Raw genomic sequence first — 14753 nt, 5'->3', positions numbered from 1 at the left:
GGCCGGCCCGCGGGGCCGGCCCACTCTCAAGAGGAGGAGAGGGGCGCCGAGATGGCGGTACCCGCGCCGGTTCTGCGGATGAGCGGAATCGGCAAACAGTTCCCCGGCGTGCAGGCTCTCGACGGCGTGGACCTGCGACTGCTGCCGGGTGAGGTGCACGCGCTCATGGGCGAGAACGGCGCGGGCAAGTCCACCCTGATCAAGGTGCTGACCGGCGTCCACCCCATCGACGCCGGCACCATCGAACTGCTCGGCGAGCACGTCGCCTTCGGCAGCCCGCTGGCGGCGCAGGGGGCCGGCATCAGCACGGTCTACCAGGAGGTCAACCTCTGCGCGAACCTCTCGGTCGCCGAGAACATCTTCGTCGGCCGCGAGCCGCGCCGCTGGGGCCGGATCGACTGGCCCCGGATGCGGGCCCGGGCCGCGGAGCTGCTGGCCCGGCTGGAGCTCGACCTCGACGTCTCGGCGCCCCTGTCGACGTACTCGCCGGCCATCCAGCAGATGGTCGCCATCGCGCGGGCCATCGACATCGAGGCCCGGGTGCTGATCCTCGACGAGCCGACCTCCAGTCTCGACGCGATCGAGGTCGAGCAGCTCTTCAAGGTGATGCGCAGCCTCAAGGAGGAGGGCATCGCGATCCTGTTCGTGTCGCACTTCCTCGACCAGGTCTACGAGATCTCCGACCGGATGACGATCCTGCGCAACGGCAGGCTGGTGGGCGAGTACCTCACCAAGGAGCTCAGCCAGATCGAGCTGGTCGCCAAGATGATCGGCCAGGAGCTCGCCGCGCTGGAGAAGCTGCACGGCGAGGCCAAGGTGTTCGACCGGCCGCTCCTCGAAGCGCGCGGGCTCGGCCGGGCCGGAGCGATCGAGCCGTTCACGCTGAGCATCCACGAGGGCGAGGTCGTGGGGCTGGCCGGGCTGCTGGGCTCGGGCCGTACCGAGGTCGCGCGGCTGCTGTTCGGCGCCGACCACGCGAGCGCCGGTGACATGACCGTGGACGGCACGGCCGTCTCGTTGCGCACGCCGCGCATCGCGATGAACAACCGGATCGCGTTCTGCTCGGAGAATCGCAAGTCGGACGGGCTGATCCCCGACCTCACGCTCCGGGAGAACATCATCCTGGCCCTGCAGGCCACCAGGGGCTGGACCAGGCCGGTCCCGCGCGAGCAGCAGGACGAGCTGGTCGGCAAGTACATCACCGCGCTGAAGATCAGCCCGCCCAACCCCGAGCACCTCGTACGCGACCTCAGCGGCGGCAACCAGCAGAAGGTCCTGCTGGCCAGATGGCTGATCCTGGAGCCCCGGCTGCTCATCCTCGACGAGCCCACCCGCGGCATCGACATCGGCGCGAAGACCGAGATCCAGCGCCTGGTCGCCCAGCTCTCCGACGGCGGCATGGCGGTGCTGTTCATCTCCGCCGAGCTGGAGGAGGTGCTGCGGCTCAGCCACAAGGTCGGCGTCCTGCGTGACCGCAGGCTGGTCGCCGAGCTGCCCAACGACGACGACCTCACCATGGACGTGCTCATGGAGACCATCGCGAGCGGAGGCCGCGCGGAATGAGACGCCTGCTCTGGCCGGCCGTCATCCTGGCCCTGCTGCTCATCGTCAACGTGTTCTTCACCGCGAACTTCTTCTCGATCCAGATGCGCGACGGCCACCTCTACGGCAGCCTGATCGACATCCTGCGGTTCGGCGCCCCGCTGATCCTGGTGTCGCTCGGGATGACGCTGGTCATCGCGACCGGCGGCATCGACCTGTCGGTCGGCTCGGTGGTGGCGATCTCGGGGGCGCTGGCCTGCCTGCAGATCAGCCAGGACGCCGGCGTCTTCACCGCCGTGGTGCTGGCGCTCGGCCTGTCGGTGCTGCTCGGGGCGTGGAACGGCCTGCTCGTCGCGGTGGTCGGCATTCAGCCGATCATCGCCACGCTGATCCTCATGGTCGCCGGGCGCGGCCTGGCCCAGCTGATCACCGGCGGGCAGATCATCACCATCAACAGCCCTTCGTACAAGATCATCGGTGGCGGCTACTGGCTGACCGTGCCCTTCGGCATCCTGCTGGTCGCGGTGGTCCTGGCGATCACCGTGTTCCTCACCCGCAGGCTTGCCCTCGGGATGCTGATCGAGTCGGTCGGCGGCAACGCCGAGGCCAGCAGGCTGGCCGGCATCCGGTCGCGCGGCATCATCATCATGGTCTACGCGTTCGCCGCGCTCTGCGCAGGCGTCGCCGGGCTGATGATCAGCTCGAACGTGTCCAGCGCCGACGGCAACAACGCCGGCCTCTGGGTCGAGCTCGACGCCATCCTGGCCGTGGTGATCGGTGGCACCTCGCTGTCGGGCGGGCGGTTCTCGCTCGGCGGCACCGTGCTCGGCGCGCTGATCATCCAGACGCTGACCACCACCATCTACTCGATCGGCGTGCCGCCGGAGACCACGCTGCTGTTCAAGGCGCTCGTGGTGACCGCGGTCTGCCTCATCCAGTCGAAGTCGTTCCGCGAGAAGGTGTTCGGCCGGCGCCGCCGAGCCGTGCCGCCCAGCCCGGCGGCGGAGGAGAAGGTCCGGGTGACGGCATGACGACCGTGACGCTCAACGGCCTCAGGACGATCCCGGCCAAGTACGTGCCCGTCCTGGTGACCGGCTGCCTGTTCGTGGCGATGTTCGTCGCGGGCGGCATCCGCTACGAGGGCTTCGCCAGCGGGCAGGTGATACTCAACGTCTTCATCGACAACGCCTTCCTGCTGGTCGTGGCCGTCGGCATGACGTTCGTGATCCTCACCGGGGGCATCGACCTGTCGGTCGGCTCGGTGGTCGCGCTGTCCACGATGATCTCGGCGAGCCTGATGAAGGGGCCCGGGTGGCCGCCGTACCTGGTGATCCCGCTGGTGCTGCTCATCGGCTCCGCGCTGGGGATGGTGATGGGGTACATCATCCACACCTTCGAGATCCAGCCGTTCATCGTCACGCTGGCCGGGATGTTCCTGGCCAGGGGGCTGTGCTACACGATCGGCACCGACTCGATCCCCATCGAGGACCCGACGTTCACGGCGTTCGCGCAGACCAGGATCGACCTGTTCGCCGATCTGTGGATCTCGCCGAGCGTGATCATCGCCGCGGTGGTGGTGCTGGTGGCGGCGTACGTGCTGCACTACACGCGCCTGGGCCGCTCCGTCTACGCCACCGGGGGCAGCGAGCAGTCCGCGTTGCTGATGGGCCTGCCCGTGGCCCGGACGAAGATCACGGTCTACACGATCAGCGGGTTCTGCTCGGCGCTCGGCGGGGTGCTGTTGTCGTTCTACATGCTCTCCGGGTACGGCCTGCACGCCGTCGGCATGGAGCTCGACGCGATCGCGGCGGTCGTCATCGGAGGTACCCTCCTGACCGGTGGCTCAGGATTCCTGCTTGGTACCGTGCTGGGCGTGCTGGTGCTTGGCCTGATTCAGACGGTCATCAGCTTCGAGGGCACGCTGAGCTCCTGGTGGACCAAGATCTTCATCGGCCTCCTGCTGTTCGTCTTCATCCTGCTTCAGCGCCTATTCTCGGCACGCCGAGCCTGACCTCCAGGGCGACCCCGTCGTGGCGGATTCAAGGGAGATTATGTGAACGCTAACAACACCTACGTGATCGGAGTCGACTTCGGGACGCTGTCCGGCCGCGCCGTGGTGGTGCGAGTGGGCGACGGCGCCGAGGTCGGCACCGCCGTGCACGAGTACACGCACCGCGTCATCGAGGAGCGATTGCCCGGCTCCGAGATCCGGCTGGGACCCGACTGGGCGCTGCAGTCCCCGCAGGACTGGCTGGACGTGCTGCGTACCGCCGTGCCGGAGGCCGTGGCCGCCGCGGGGATCGACCCCGCGCAGGTGGTCGGCCTCGGCACCGACTTCACCGCGTGCACGGTGTTGCCGACCACCCGCGACGGCACGCCGCTCTGCTTCCAGACGCCCGAGCGGCCGCATGCCTGGCCCAAGCTGTGGAAGCACCACGCGGCGCAGGCGCACGCCGATCGCATCAACGAGCTGGCCGCCCGGCGCGGGGAGAGCTGGCTGCCGCGCTACGGTGGCAAGATCTCCTCGGAGTGGGAGTTCGCCAAGGGCCTGCAGCTGCTCGAGGAGGACCCGGAGACGTACGCCCGGACCGAGCGCTGGGTCGAGGCGGCCGACTGGATCATCTGGCAGCTCACCGGGGTCGAGACGCGCAACGTCTGCACCGCCGGATACAAAGGGATTTTTCAGGACGGGAGCTACCCCTCCGAAGACTTCCTGGCCGCGCTCAACCCCGATTTCTCCGGATTTGTCGCCAAATTGGGCCATGAGCTGTCGCCGCTGGGCGGGCTCGCCGGGCGGCTGACCGCTCAGGCCGCCGAGTGGACCAAGCTGCCCGAGGGCATCGCGATCGCGGTCGGCAACGTCGACGCGCACGTCACCTCCGCGTCGGCCGACGCGGTCCGGCCCGGCCAGATGGTCGCGATCATGGGCACCTCCACCTGCCACGTGATGCCGTCCGACCAGCTCGCCGAGGTGCCCGGCATGTGCGGCGTGGTCCGCGACGGGATCGTGCCGGGGCTGTGGGGATATGAGGCGGGACAGTCGGGCGTGGGCGACATCTTCGCCTGGTTCGTCGACAACGCCGTGCCTGCCTCGTATGTGCGGCTCGCCGAGGAGCGGGGCCAGTCGGTGCACGACTACCTGACCGAGCTGGCCGCCGCGCAGCGGGTCGGGCAGCACGGCCTGGTCGCGCTCGACTGGCACAACGGCAACCGCTCGGTGCTGGTCGACCACGACCTGTCCGGCGTGATCGTCGGTCAGACCCTGGCCACCAGGCCCGAGGACGTGTACCGCGCGCTCATCGAGGCCACCGCGTTCGGCGCCCGGGTGATCGTCGAGACGTTCGAGGCGTCGGGCGTGCCGGTGGCGGAGTTCGTGGTGGCCGGCGGCCTTCTGAAGAACCGCTTCCTCATGCAGGTCTACGCCGACGTGCTGCGCAGGCCGCTCTCGGTCATCGTCTCGGAGCAGGGCCCCGCGCTGGGCTCGGCGATCCACGCGGCCGTCGCGGCGGGCGCGTACGACGACATCGAGCAGGCCGCGGCCGCGATGGGCGCACGGCAGGAGAACGCCTACGTGCCCGACGCGGAGCGGGCCGACGCCTACGACCGGCTCTACGCCGAATACCGCACACTGCACGACTACTTCGGGGACGGACGGATGCTGCACAAGCTGCGCGCGATCAGGAACGAGGCGAGCGCATGAGAAAGACGGTCTGCGACCTGCACGCCGAACTGGTGCGCAACAACCTCGTCGCGTGGACCGCCGGGAACGTCTCCGGGCGCATCCCCGGTGAGGACCTGTTCGTCATCAAGCCCTCCGGGGTCTCCTACGACGAGCTGTCCCCGGAGAACATGGTCGTCTGCGACCTCGACGGCAACCTGGTCGCGGGCGAGCACGCGCCGTCCAGCGACACCGCCGCGCACGCCTACGTCTACCGAGCCATGCCGGAGGTCGGCGGGGTGGTGCACACCCACTCCACCTACGCCACCGCCTGGGCGTCGCGCGGTGAAGCCATTCCGTGCGTGCTGACCGCCATGGCCGACGAGTTCGGCGGCGAGATCCCGGTCGGGCCGTTCGCGCTGATCGGTGACGACTCCATCGGCCAGGGCATCGTCAAGACGCTCAAGGGACACCGCTCGCCGGCCGTGCTGATGCAGAACCACGGCGTCTTCACCATCGGCCCCACCCCCAAGGCGGCGGTGAAGGCGGCGGTGATGTGCGAGGACGTCGCCCGCACCGTGCACGTGGCGCGGCAGCTCGGCCAGCCGCTGGCCATCCCCCAGGACGACATCGACCGCCTGTACGACCGCTATCAGAACGTCTACGGACAGAGGAGCCCGCGTTGAACATCTGGTTTCTGACCGGCAGCCAGGGGCTGTACGGCGAGGACACGCTGCGCCAGGTCGCCGAGCAGTCGCAGCGGATCGCCGCCGCACTCCCGGTGACCGTCGAGTGGAAGCCCGTGCTCACCGACGCGGCCGCGATCAGGCGCGTGATGCTGGAGGCCAACGCGGACGACTCGTGCGCCGGCGTGATCGCCTGGATGCACACCTTCTCCCCGGCCAAGATGTGGATCGCCGGGCTCGACGCGCTGCGCAAGCCGCTGCTGCACCTGCACACGCAGGCCAACGTCGAACTGCCGTGGAGCTCCATCGACATGGACTTCATGAACCTCAACCAGGCCGCGCACGGCGACCGTGAGTTCGGCCACATCCAGACCCGGCTGGGCGTGCCGCGCAAGACCGTGGCCGGGCACGTCAGTGACCCGTTCGTGGCCGACCGCGTGCTCGCCTGGTCGCGGGCGGCGGCGGGCCTGGCGGAGGTGCGTACGCTCAAGCTCGCCAGGTTCGGCGACAACATGCGCGACGTCGCCGTCACCGAGGGCGACAAGGTCGAGGCGCAGCTCCGCTTCGGCGTCTCGGTCAACACCTACGGCGTCAACGAGCTGGTCGAGGTCGTGGACGCGGCCTCCGACGCGGACGTGACGGCGCTGGTCAAGGAGTACGCGGAGCTCTACCGCGTGGCGCCGGAGCTGCTGGGCGAGCGGCACGAGTCGCTGCGCTACGCCGCCCGGATCGAGCTGGGCCTGCGCGGCTTCCTGGAGGCGGGCGGCTTCCGCGCGTTCACCACGAACTTCGAGGACCTCGGCGGCCTGCGCCAGCTCCCCGGGCTGGCCGTGCAGCGGCTGATGGCCGACGGGTACGGCTTCGGCGGCGAGGGCGACTGGAAGACCTCGGTGCTGCTGCGCACGCTCAAGGCCATGGCGCCGGGCGGCACCTCGTTCATGGAGGACTACACCTACAACCTGACGCCGGGCGAGGAGCTCATCCTCGGCGCGCACATGCTGGAGGTCTGCCCGTCGATCGCCACGGGCACCCCGACGTGCGAGATCCACCCCCTCGGCATCGGCGGCCGGGAGGACCCGGTGCGGCTGGTGTTCGACGCCGAGCCGGGGCCCGGCATCGTCATCGGGCTCGCCGACATGGGGGACCGGTTCCGGCTGGTGGCCAACGAGATCGACATCGTCGCGCCGCCGCACCCGCTGCCCAAGCTGCCGGTGGCACGCGCGGTCTGGCGGCCCCGCCCGAACCTGCGTACCTCCGCCGAGTCCTGGCTGACCGCGGGCGCGCCGCACCACACGGTGCTCTCGACGGCGGTGGGCGCCGAGGAGCTGACGGACCTGGCCGACATGCTCGGCGTCGAACTGCTGATCATCGACGCGGACACGACGGCCCGGAACTTCGCCAAGGAACTGCGCTGGAACCAGGCGTACTACCGGCTGGCGCAGGGCTTTTAGGCGTCTTCGTCGGGTGGTTTCGGGGCGTTCTTGCGCTGTTCCTCGGCTCGCTCGCGGAGGCGGCGCAGGAACTCCTCGTCGTCGTCGGGGTTGGTCGCGGTCGCGCGCCCCGGCCGGTCGTACTCGGGGAACCCGGTCGGCCGCGCCGCCTGGACCGCCTGCGGCCGCCCGGCCACCAGCCAGATCACGGATCCGACCAGCGGGAACAGCAGCACGACGAGCACCCAGAGGATCTTCGGCAGGTTACGGCACGCCTCTTCCGGCGTGGTGATCGCGTCGAACAGGCAGTACAGCCAGAGCACCATCGTGGCCAGGCCGAGAGCCTCGGACAGGTAGAGCACGGAATTCTCCTTGGCGACGCCCTCGTCAGGAGCGCCTTGGTCGTCGGCGCTTTCGTCGCGGCACTCGAAACTAGCGCCCGCTCGCGGCGCCGACAAGAGGTATGGAAGGGTAAAGCGGTGACGCTGAAGAATTGGGCGGGAAATATCGCCTTTCAGGGGAAAACCGTCCACCATCCCTCCACCCTCGACGAGCTCCAGAACCTGGTCGCCGACACGGCCAACATCCGGGCATTAGGCAGCGGCCACTCCTTCAACGACGTCGCCGACACGACGGGCGACCTCGTCACCCTGGACCGCCTGCCGTCCGAGGTGGAGATCGACAGCGCCGCGGCGCGGGTGCGGGTCGGCGCGCGGACGACGTACGCGGAGCTCGCGCCCGTCCTGCACGCGAACGGGTTCGCGCTCGGCAACCTGGCGTCGCTCCCGCACATCTCGGTGGCGGGCTCGTGCGCGACCGGCACGCACGGCTCCGGCGGCGGCAACCAGAGCCTGTCGGCGGCCGTGGCGGCACTGGACCTCGTCACCGCCGACGGCTCCCTGATCACCCTCCGGCGGGGTGAGGCCGACTTCCCCGGCGCGGTCGTGGCGCTCGGCGCGCTCGGGGTCGTCACCTCGGTCACGCTCGACCTCGTCCCCGCCTTCGAACTGCGCCAGTACGTCCGGGAGGACCTGCCCGACGACTTCGACTTCGAGGCCGTCATGTCCGCCGGATACAGCGTCAGCCTGTTCACCGACTGGCTGTCCACCCGCGTGTGGCTCAAGCGCCGCACCGAGCTGCCCGACGGCGACTGGCACGGCACCCGCGCGGCCGACGGCCCCCGCCATCCGGTGCCGGGCATGCCGGCCGAGAGCTGCACCGAGCAGCTCGGCGTGCCCGGGCCGTGGTACGACAGGCTGCCGCACTTCCGGGCCGACTCGCCGCCGAGCAGCGCGGGCGACGAGCTGCAGTCGGAGTTCCTGCTCCCCAGGGCGCGCGCGGCCGAGGCGCTGCGCGAGCTGCGGGCCATCGGCGACCGCGTCAGGCCGGTGCTGCAGATCTCCGAGGTACGCACGATCGCCGCGGACGACCTGTGGCTCAGCCCCTACAACGGCCGCGACACGGTGGGCCTGCACTTCACCTGGATCAAGGACACGGCGGCGGTGCTGCCGGTGATCGAGCTGGTCGAGGAGCGGCTGGCGCCGTTCGATCCCCGGCCGCACTGGGGCAAACTGTTCACCCGGTGGCCGTCGTGCCCGGAGCGTTTCCGTGACCTGGTGGGGCGCTACGACCCGGCGGGCAAGTTCCGCAACGACTTCGTGCGGATACTGCTGGGGGAGTAGGCGGGCCGTGCGGGCGTGCGCCCGGCGGGGTAGTGGATCACCGGTCTCGGGGACGATGTCTCGCGGGGGCCGGTGGCCGATCGTGGGAGCATGACCACGCACCCGTTCAGATTCGGCGCCGTCGCCGGTCACGATCTCCCTCCCGACGGCTGGGGCGAGCTGGGCCGCCGTGCGGAGGGCCGCGGCTTCACCACCCTGCTGGTGCCCGACCATGTGTCGGGTGTGCAGTCTCCGTTCGCCGCCGCGGTTGTCGTCGTCGCCGCCACGACCACCCTGCGCGTCGGGACGTACGTCGTGGACGTTCCTTCGTGGACGCCGGAGAGCGTGGCGCGGGAGGTGGCCGGGTTACGCGCGTTCAGCGGCGGCCGGTTCGAGCTGGGCCTGGGCGCGGCCCCGCCGGTGACGGGCGACACGCCCGCCGAGCAGGTCAGACGACTGGCGCGGACCGCCGACGCCGTACGCGACGTGCCGATCCTGATCGCCGCGTCCTGCAGTGGAGTGCTCAGGGTGGCCGCCGAGAAGGCCGACACGGTGGATCTCCGGCTGCCGCCGTGGTGCGCCGAGGCGCAGGTGGCGGCGATGCTGGACGAGCTCTACGAGCTGGCCGGTGACCGCTACGACCACCTGGAGCTCAGCATGCGCGTGGCCGCCGTGGGAGAGAGCCCGTACACGGGCGCCGGGGTGCTCATGGGAACCCCGGACCAGATGGCCGCCACCTTGCGCGAGCGCAGGGACAAGCTCGGCATCTCGTACGTGACAGTGGACGCGCGATCCATGGACGACTTCGCCCCCGTTGTGGCCAGGCTCAGCGGTACCTGACCGTTCCTGACAGGTATGCCCGGCACGATAGGACGCATGGCAGCAAAAGGAACCTTCGACACCGCCGACTGGAACGCCCAGCCCCCGTACGAGGAGGCCGACGGCGTCTCGCTCGGCCACGTCACCATGGGCAAGACCTTCCACGGCGACCTGACCGGCACCAGCGTGGTCCATCTGATCGTGGCGGGGACCCCGGCGGAGACCTCGCGGGCGTACGTGGCGATGGAACGGGTCGTGGGCAGCCTGGACGGCAGGTCGGGCAGCTTCGTGCTCCAGCACTTCGCGGTGGATGACCGGGGCGAGCAGTCGCTGCGCGTCGCGGTCGTACCGGACTCCGGGACCGGCGAGCTGAGTGGCCTCAGGGGCGAGCTGGACATCCTCATCGCCCCCGACGGCTCGCACTCGTACGTCTTCGACTACCGGCTCTGAACAGCGGCCGGATGGATGACAACCGTCCTACGAGGCTTTCAGCCCGTTGATCGCGGCCTGGACCGTCGCCAGGTCACCCAGGATCACCTCGTTGCGGTCCCGGTCGGTGTGCAGGCGCCAGTGGGTCTCGGCCACCGCCTCGGGGGCGGCCGGTGAGCCCGGGGCGATGGCGGCGCCGATGGGGACGTGGCCCACATGGACGCCACGGTCCGACACCGCCTGCGCCAGGGCGAGGACATAGTTGCGCAGCCCCGCCACGGCGATGCCGACGTTGCCCAGGAAGTCGATCGGGTGGACGGCCGAGATGCCCGAGGTGAACAGCAGCGTGCCGGAGCCGCGTTCGAGCATCCCGGGCAGCACCGCGCGGACGGCGGTGACCGCGCCCAGCACCGCCCCGTCGAAGGCGTCCTGCGCGCTCTCCCGCGTCACCTCCAGCGCGGAGGTGAGGGAGCCGGCGACGCCGGCGCCGTTGTAGACGAGCACGTCGACCGGGCCGACGCGGTCGAGGGCCGCCGTCAGGGAGGCGAAATCGGTCAGATCGGCGGGATGCGCCGACGTCGCGACGCCGTCACGGGCGAGCTCGCTGGTCAGCGTGGCCAGGTGCCCGGAGTCCCGGGCGGTCAGCGCCACGTCGAACCCTTCCCGGCCGAACCTGCGGGCCACCGCCAGGCCGATGCCCGGCCCCGCGCCGATGATCGCGAGCTTCATGTCGGACTCCTTAAGTCGAGGGTGATCCTCAGGTTAACAGAAACATGAGGGCATGCCTCGACTTCGGTAGGATGGGCGGGTGATTCGCCGCGACGCCCAGCGCAACCGTGAGGCCTTGGTCGCGGCCGCCCGTGAGGTGCTGGCCGAGCGGGGGGTGGACGCGCCGCTGGAGGCCGTGGCCCGGCGGGCGGGCGTCGCGATCGGCACCCTCTACCGGCACTTTCCCGAGCGCGGCGACCTGGTCGACGCGCTACTCGATGAGAAGACGCGGGCCTGGGCCGACCTGGCTCGCGAGTCGCTCGCCGCCGACGATCCGTGGCGGGGGCTGGCGGGGTTCCTGGAGCGTACGTGCGAGCTGCAGGCCGCCGACCGGGCGTTCACAGAGCTGGCCTGCCTGTCCCATCAGGACGACGGGGCCGAGATCAATGGGCTGATCCATCGGCTCGTGGAGCGGGCGCAGGGGGCCGGGGCGCTGCGGGCCGATGTCGGCCCGCTCGACCTGGTGTTCTTCATGATGGCCAACTCACGCGTGGCGGAGGCCGCGCCGGGCCAGTGGCGGCGCCACTTCACGCTGATGCTCGATGCCCTGAAGGCGGGCTAGAGTCCCTCGGGGAATTCGGTCATCGCGTTGAGCAACGGCACGAGCTGCTCCTCCTCGTAGTCGAGGTGCGCCTCGAGCTCGCGGGAGAGCCGATCGAGCTCGGCGCCGTGGCCCCCATCCGGCAGTTCGCGGATCTGAGCGAGCAGCCGCGCCACCACCTGGTGCTCGGCGCGCAGCCGGGCCAGCACCTCCGCCAGCTCGGGATGCGCGCCCGCCAGATGCGGGAACAGGACGTCGTCCTCGCCGGTGTGATGGGCGTGCAGCGCGTCGCAGAACGTCAGGCAGTGCTCCCGTAGCTGAGGCCGCGAGCCGGATGCCCGCCGCAGCTCCGCGAGCTCCCGCCGGAACCCGTCGTGCAGCTTCACCAGCTCGTCACCCATGGCGATGAGTCGTTCGGCGGTCATGTCGCTCCCTCCGAGCAAGTTTCTATACGCGTATAGAAAGTAGCATGGCAGAATGCCCGCGCGCACAGGACGACCACCCAAGATCTCCAGAGCGGACATCGTGTCCGCCGCCCACCGGATCATCGAGGCCGAAGGGACGGAGAGTCTGACGATGCGCAGGCTGGCCCGTGAGGTCGGCACCACGCCCATGGCCCTCTACCACCACGTGCACGACAAGGAAGAACTCCTCCTGCTGCTGCTCGACGACTACGCGGCGGCGACGCCCCGGCCCGAGCTCCCGGACGAACCGGCCGAGCGGATGGCGGCGGCGGCCGTCGCCCTGCACGACGCGCTGGCGGGCCGCCCGTGGGTCGTGGACGTCCTCAGGGCGGACGATCTGCTCTCGGTCCACGCGCTGTGGTACCCGGAGACGATCATCGACGCGGCCGTACGCGCCGGGCTGACCCTGGAACGGGCCGTGGACGCGTACCGGATCATCTGGCACTACACGGCGGGGGAGATCACCGCGCGGGCGGCCGCGCGGCGCAGACGGGAGGAGGGCGGGCCGACCTATCGGCGGCGGGTGTTCGCCGACCTCGACGCCGAGGCGTTGCCGCGCCTCGCGGCGGTGGGAGATCGGTGGGAGGAGCTCACCGCGCGCGACACCTATGGTGAGGGCCTGCGTGCGCTCGTCGCGGGGCTCCTGGCAAACCGATTCGCCACGGACGGCCGTTCATGAAACGGTCGGGGTCTGATGATCCGATGGACTGAGGCGGGCGAGGAACGTTCGGCGCCGTGGCGCTCCGCGCTGGGCGCGCCGCCACCCACGCGCGTGGTGATCGCCGACGACCGGATGAAGGCCGACACCGCCTACCGCCTGGCCTGCGAGGGCACCGCCCTGCTGTGGCGCGGCGACTTCCAGAACGCCCGCCAGCTGCTCCAGGCGATGGGCCGCCGGTGCAGGCCGGCCGATCCCGGCGCCACGTTCTACCAGTACCGCCAGGCCCAGGGCCAGCGGGCGCGCACGCTCGGCATGCTGCTGATCCCGTACGACGAAGGCCACCGCATCCCGCTCGCCCGCGCTCCCGACGTACGGCAGGCGTGCGAGGAGGTCTACGGCCCGGCGGCGGGCCCGGCGGTGGGCCAGCTGCGCGAGCTGCTCGGCCTGATCGGGGCGCACGAATGGCGGAAGAAGGGCGTCGAGGTCCCGGCGCTGGGCGCCCGGATCCATCCGCACTACGGGGTGTTCTCCCCGATTCGCGGCGAATACGTTGATCTGGTGGCTCAGGCGCCCCTGCCCGACAAGCGGCTGGCCTTCGAGCTCGGCACGGGCACCGGTGTTCTGGCGGCGGTGCTGGCCAAGCGGGGCGTCGAGCGGGTCGTGGCCACCGATCTCGACCCGCGCGCGGTGGCCTGCGCCCGCGACAACCTGGCCCGGCTGGACCTGGCCGATCGGGTCGAGGTGGTGGCGGCCGACCTGTTCCCGGCGGGCCGCGCGCCGCTGGTCGTGTGCAACCCGCCCTGGCTGCCCGCCAAACCGTCGTCACTGCTCGACCAGGCCGTGTACGATCCCGGCGGGCGCATGCTCCAAGGCTTCCTCGACGGCCTGGCCGAGCACCTGGAGCCGGGTGGCGAGGGCTGGCTGGTGCTGTCGGATCTGGCCGAGCACCTGGGGCTGCGCTCCCGTGCCGACCTGATGGCCGCTTTCGACGCGGCGGGGCTGCGGGTCGTGGACCGGCTCGACACCCGGCCGCGTCATCGGCGCGCGTCGGAGAGCACCGATCCGCTCAGCGCCGCGCGGGCCGCCGAGGTGACGTCCCTGTGGCGGCTCGCGGTTCAAGTGTCGCTGAACGCGCGCCGGTAGGCTGAAGGAGACGTACGCATCGCGCGGGTGAAGTGGTGCCGGAACGTCACGGGGCTCTCGAACCCCACGGCGGCCCCGATCTCCTCCACCGGCGCGGCCGTGCCCTCCAGCATCGGCAGGCTGGCCGCCACCCGCTGGGAGATCACCCAGCGCAGCGGGCTCGTGCCCGTCTGCCGCTTGAAGTGCCTGATGAACGAGCGTTCCGACATGTGCGCCACTCCGGCCAGGTCGCCGACGCTGATCGGCTGTGCCAGGTGGTCCATGGCCCAGGCCATCGCCCTGGCCACCGCGTCGTCGTCCTCGACCGGCGTCACCGCGGCCTGGATGAACTGCGCCTGCCCGCCCTCCCGATGCGGTGCGATGACCAGGCGGCGGGCCACCGCGTTGGCGACGTTCGGGCCGTGGTCGCCGCGGATCAGGTGGATCAGCAGGTCGAGCCCGGCGGCGCTGCCCGCGCTGGTCAGGACGTCGCCGTCGTCCACGTACAGCACCGAGGCGTTGACGGACACCTTGGGGAAGCGCTCCTGGAGCAGGTCGGCGTATTTCCAGTGGGTGGTCGCCTCGCGCCCGTCGAGCAGCCCGGCGGCGGCCAGCGCGAACGCCCCCGAACAGATCGACACCATGCGCGCGCCCCGCTCGTGCGCCAGCCGCAGCGCCGCGACGAGCTCGCCGGAGACCTGCCCGCGTACGTCGGCCACGCCGGGGACGATCACGGTGTCGGCCGAGACCAGCACGTCGAGCCCGTGCGCCGCCTGCAGCGTGAACCCGCCGACCGCCCGGAGCGGCTGGGGCGTCTCGGCGCAGACCTTGAGGTCATACCAGGGCACGCCGAGTTCGGGCCGGGGGAGCCCGAAGATCTCCACCACACACCCCAGCTCGAACGGCGACATCCCATCGAACGCGAGCACGGCGACACTCGGCAGTCCAGCGCGTACGGGCATGAGCATGGCC

At 70.7% G+C, this 14753-nt stretch carries 16 protein-coding genes; 12 read left to right on the top strand and 4 right to left on the bottom strand.

What is annotated here, in order from left to right; all coding sequences use genetic code 11:
- Positions 1-51: 51 nt before the first annotated feature.
- The 6 genes from ACGFNP_RS27050 to araA are packed head-to-tail and all read left to right on the top strand — an operon-like array spanning position 52 to position 7337.
- A complete protein-coding gene (locus ACGFNP_RS27050) occupies positions 52-1563 on the top strand; it encodes a sugar ABC transporter ATP-binding protein (protein ID WP_393323456.1) in 1512 nt (503 codons plus the stop codon).
- A complete protein-coding gene (locus ACGFNP_RS27045; protein WP_358331212.1) occupies positions 1560-2573 on the top strand; it encodes an ABC transporter permease in 1014 nt (337 codons plus the stop codon). Before ACGFNP_RS27050 ends, ACGFNP_RS27045 begins: the two co-directional genes overlap by 4 nt.
- Positions 2570-3553: a galactofuranose ABC transporter, permease protein YjfF gene (gene yjfF, locus ACGFNP_RS27040; protein ID WP_358331209.1), complete on the top strand. Its 984-nt coding sequence runs from the start codon at positions 2570-2572 to the stop codon at positions 3551-3553. The genes ACGFNP_RS27045 and yjfF overlap by 4 nt, the downstream gene beginning before the upstream one ends.
- A 42-nt stretch (positions 3554-3595) precedes the next feature.
- Positions 3596-5242, top strand: coding sequence for a ribulokinase (gene araB / locus ACGFNP_RS27035; protein ID WP_393323451.1), 1647 nt, complete (start codon positions 3596-3598; stop codon positions 5240-5242).
- Positions 5239-5886 (top strand): L-ribulose-5-phosphate 4-epimerase, encoded by a 648-nt coding sequence (locus tag ACGFNP_RS27030; protein ID WP_358331205.1) that lies wholly within the window; start codon positions 5239-5241, stop codon positions 5884-5886. Before araB ends, ACGFNP_RS27030 begins: the two co-directional genes overlap by 4 nt.
- Entirely contained in the window at positions 5883-7337 is a 1455-nt protein-coding gene (gene araA, locus ACGFNP_RS27025; RefSeq protein WP_393323447.1) for an L-arabinose isomerase, read from the top strand. Before ACGFNP_RS27030 ends, araA begins: the two co-directional genes overlap by 4 nt.
- Here araA and ACGFNP_RS27020 read toward each other — a convergent pair.
- Positions 7334-7678 (bottom strand): PLDc N-terminal domain-containing protein, encoded by a 345-nt coding sequence (locus tag ACGFNP_RS27020; RefSeq protein WP_393323444.1) that lies wholly within the window; start codon positions 7676-7678, stop codon positions 7334-7336. The genes araA and ACGFNP_RS27020 overlap by 4 nt on opposite strands.
- A gap of 117 nt (positions 7679-7795) precedes the next feature.
- Here ACGFNP_RS27020 and ACGFNP_RS27015 point away from each other — a divergent pair, with 117 nt between their 5' ends.
- From ACGFNP_RS27015 to ACGFNP_RS27005, 3 genes are all read left to right on the top strand, one after another.
- Positions 7796-8998: an FAD-binding protein gene (locus tag ACGFNP_RS27015; RefSeq protein WP_393323441.1), complete on the top strand. Its 1203-nt coding sequence runs from the start codon at positions 7796-7798 to the stop codon at positions 8996-8998.
- 90 nt (positions 8999-9088) lie between these two features.
- Entirely contained in the window at positions 9089-9817 is a 729-nt protein-coding gene (locus ACGFNP_RS27010) for an LLM class flavin-dependent oxidoreductase (RefSeq protein ID WP_393323438.1), read from the top strand.
- Between the two features lie 36 nt (positions 9818-9853).
- Positions 9854-10246 carry a DUF3224 domain-containing protein gene (locus tag ACGFNP_RS27005; protein WP_393323435.1) on the top strand — a complete coding sequence of 131 codons (393 nt, stop codon included), beginning with the start codon at positions 9854-9856 and terminating at the stop codon, positions 10244-10246.
- Between the two features lie 27 nt (positions 10247-10273).
- Here ACGFNP_RS27005 and ACGFNP_RS27000 read toward each other — a convergent pair whose 3' ends face one another.
- Positions 10274-10954, bottom strand: a complete 681-nt coding sequence (locus ACGFNP_RS27000; protein ID WP_393323432.1) for an SDR family NAD(P)-dependent oxidoreductase — start codon at positions 10952-10954, stop codon at positions 10274-10276.
- A gap of 79 nt (positions 10955-11033) precedes the next feature.
- Between ACGFNP_RS27000 and ACGFNP_RS26995 the strand changes: the two genes are divergently transcribed.
- A complete protein-coding gene (locus ACGFNP_RS26995) occupies positions 11034-11555 on the top strand; it encodes a helix-turn-helix domain-containing protein (RefSeq protein ID WP_358331186.1) in 522 nt (173 codons plus the stop codon).
- Here the strand turns inward: ACGFNP_RS26995 and ACGFNP_RS26990 are convergent.
- Entirely contained in the window at positions 11552-11959 is a 408-nt protein-coding gene (locus tag ACGFNP_RS26990; RefSeq protein WP_393323428.1) for a hemerythrin domain-containing protein, read from the bottom strand. The genes ACGFNP_RS26995 and ACGFNP_RS26990 overlap by 4 nt on opposite strands.
- Positions 11960-12011: 52 nt before the next feature.
- Here ACGFNP_RS26990 and ACGFNP_RS26985 point away from each other — a divergent pair, with 52 nt between their 5' ends.
- Both ACGFNP_RS26985 and ACGFNP_RS26980 read left to right on the top strand, forming a co-directional pair.
- On the top strand, positions 12012-12677 hold the full coding sequence (locus ACGFNP_RS26985; RefSeq protein WP_393323425.1) for a TetR/AcrR family transcriptional regulator: 666 nt from the start codon (positions 12012-12014) through the stop codon (positions 12675-12677).
- A 15-nt stretch (positions 12678-12692) separates the two neighbouring features.
- Positions 12693-13802, top strand: coding sequence for a methyltransferase (locus tag ACGFNP_RS26980; protein WP_393323422.1), 1110 nt, complete (start codon positions 12693-12695; stop codon positions 13800-13802).
- Here the strand turns inward: ACGFNP_RS26980 and ACGFNP_RS26975 are convergent.
- On the bottom strand, positions 13775-14749 hold the full coding sequence (locus ACGFNP_RS26975) for a helix-turn-helix domain-containing protein (protein WP_358331174.1): 975 nt from the start codon (positions 14747-14749) through the stop codon (positions 13775-13777). The genes ACGFNP_RS26980 and ACGFNP_RS26975 overlap by 28 nt on opposite strands.
- Positions 14750-14753 lie beyond the last annotated feature (4 nt).

Origin of the sequence: Nonomuraea sp. NPDC049269 (assembly GCF_043197155.1) — a bacterium.
In the GTDB taxonomy this organism is placed as follows: domain Bacteria; phylum Actinomycetota; class Actinomycetes; order Streptosporangiales; family Streptosporangiaceae; genus Nonomuraea.
The sequence above is the reverse complement of the archived record's forward strand: the minus strand, read 5'-3'. Positions and strand labels throughout refer to the sequence as shown.

Excerpts from the sequence above, each read along its gene's own strand:
- ACGFNP_RS27005 (WP_393323435.1), top strand. The coding sequence starts at position 9,854 with ATGGCAGCAAAAGGAACCTTCGACACCGCCGACTGGAACGCCCAGCCC.
- ACGFNP_RS27050 (WP_393323456.1), top strand. The coding sequence starts at position 52 with ATGGCGGTACCCGCGCCGGTTCTGCGGATGAGCGGAATCGGCAAACAG.
- ACGFNP_RS26980 (WP_393323422.1), top strand. The coding sequence starts at position 12,693 with ATGATCCGATGGACTGAGGCGGGCGAGGAACGTTCGGCGCCGTGGCGC.
- ACGFNP_RS27010 (WP_393323438.1), top strand. The coding sequence starts at position 9,089 with ATGACCACGCACCCGTTCAGATTCGGCGCCGTCGCCGGTCACGATCTC.
- ACGFNP_RS26990 (WP_393323428.1), bottom strand. The coding sequence starts at position 11,959 with ATGACCGCCGAACGACTCATCGCCATGGGTGACGAGCTGGTGAAGCTG.
- ACGFNP_RS26975 (WP_358331174.1), bottom strand. The coding sequence starts at position 14,749 with ATGCTCATGCCCGTACGCGCTGGACTGCCGAGTGTCGCCGTGCTCGCG.
- ACGFNP_RS26985 (WP_393323425.1), top strand. The coding sequence starts at position 12,012 with ATGCCCGCGCGCACAGGACGACCACCCAAGATCTCCAGAGCGGACATC.
- yjfF (WP_358331209.1), top strand. The coding sequence starts at position 2,570 with ATGACGACCGTGACGCTCAACGGCCTCAGGACGATCCCGGCCAAGTAC.
- ACGFNP_RS27000 (WP_393323432.1), bottom strand. The coding sequence starts at position 10,954 with ATGAAGCTCGCGATCATCGGCGCGGGGCCGGGCATCGGCCTGGCGGTG.
- ACGFNP_RS27030 (WP_358331205.1), top strand. The coding sequence starts at position 5,239 with ATGAGAAAGACGGTCTGCGACCTGCACGCCGAACTGGTGCGCAACAAC.
- ACGFNP_RS27045 (WP_358331212.1), top strand. The coding sequence starts at position 1,560 with ATGAGACGCCTGCTCTGGCCGGCCGTCATCCTGGCCCTGCTGCTCATC.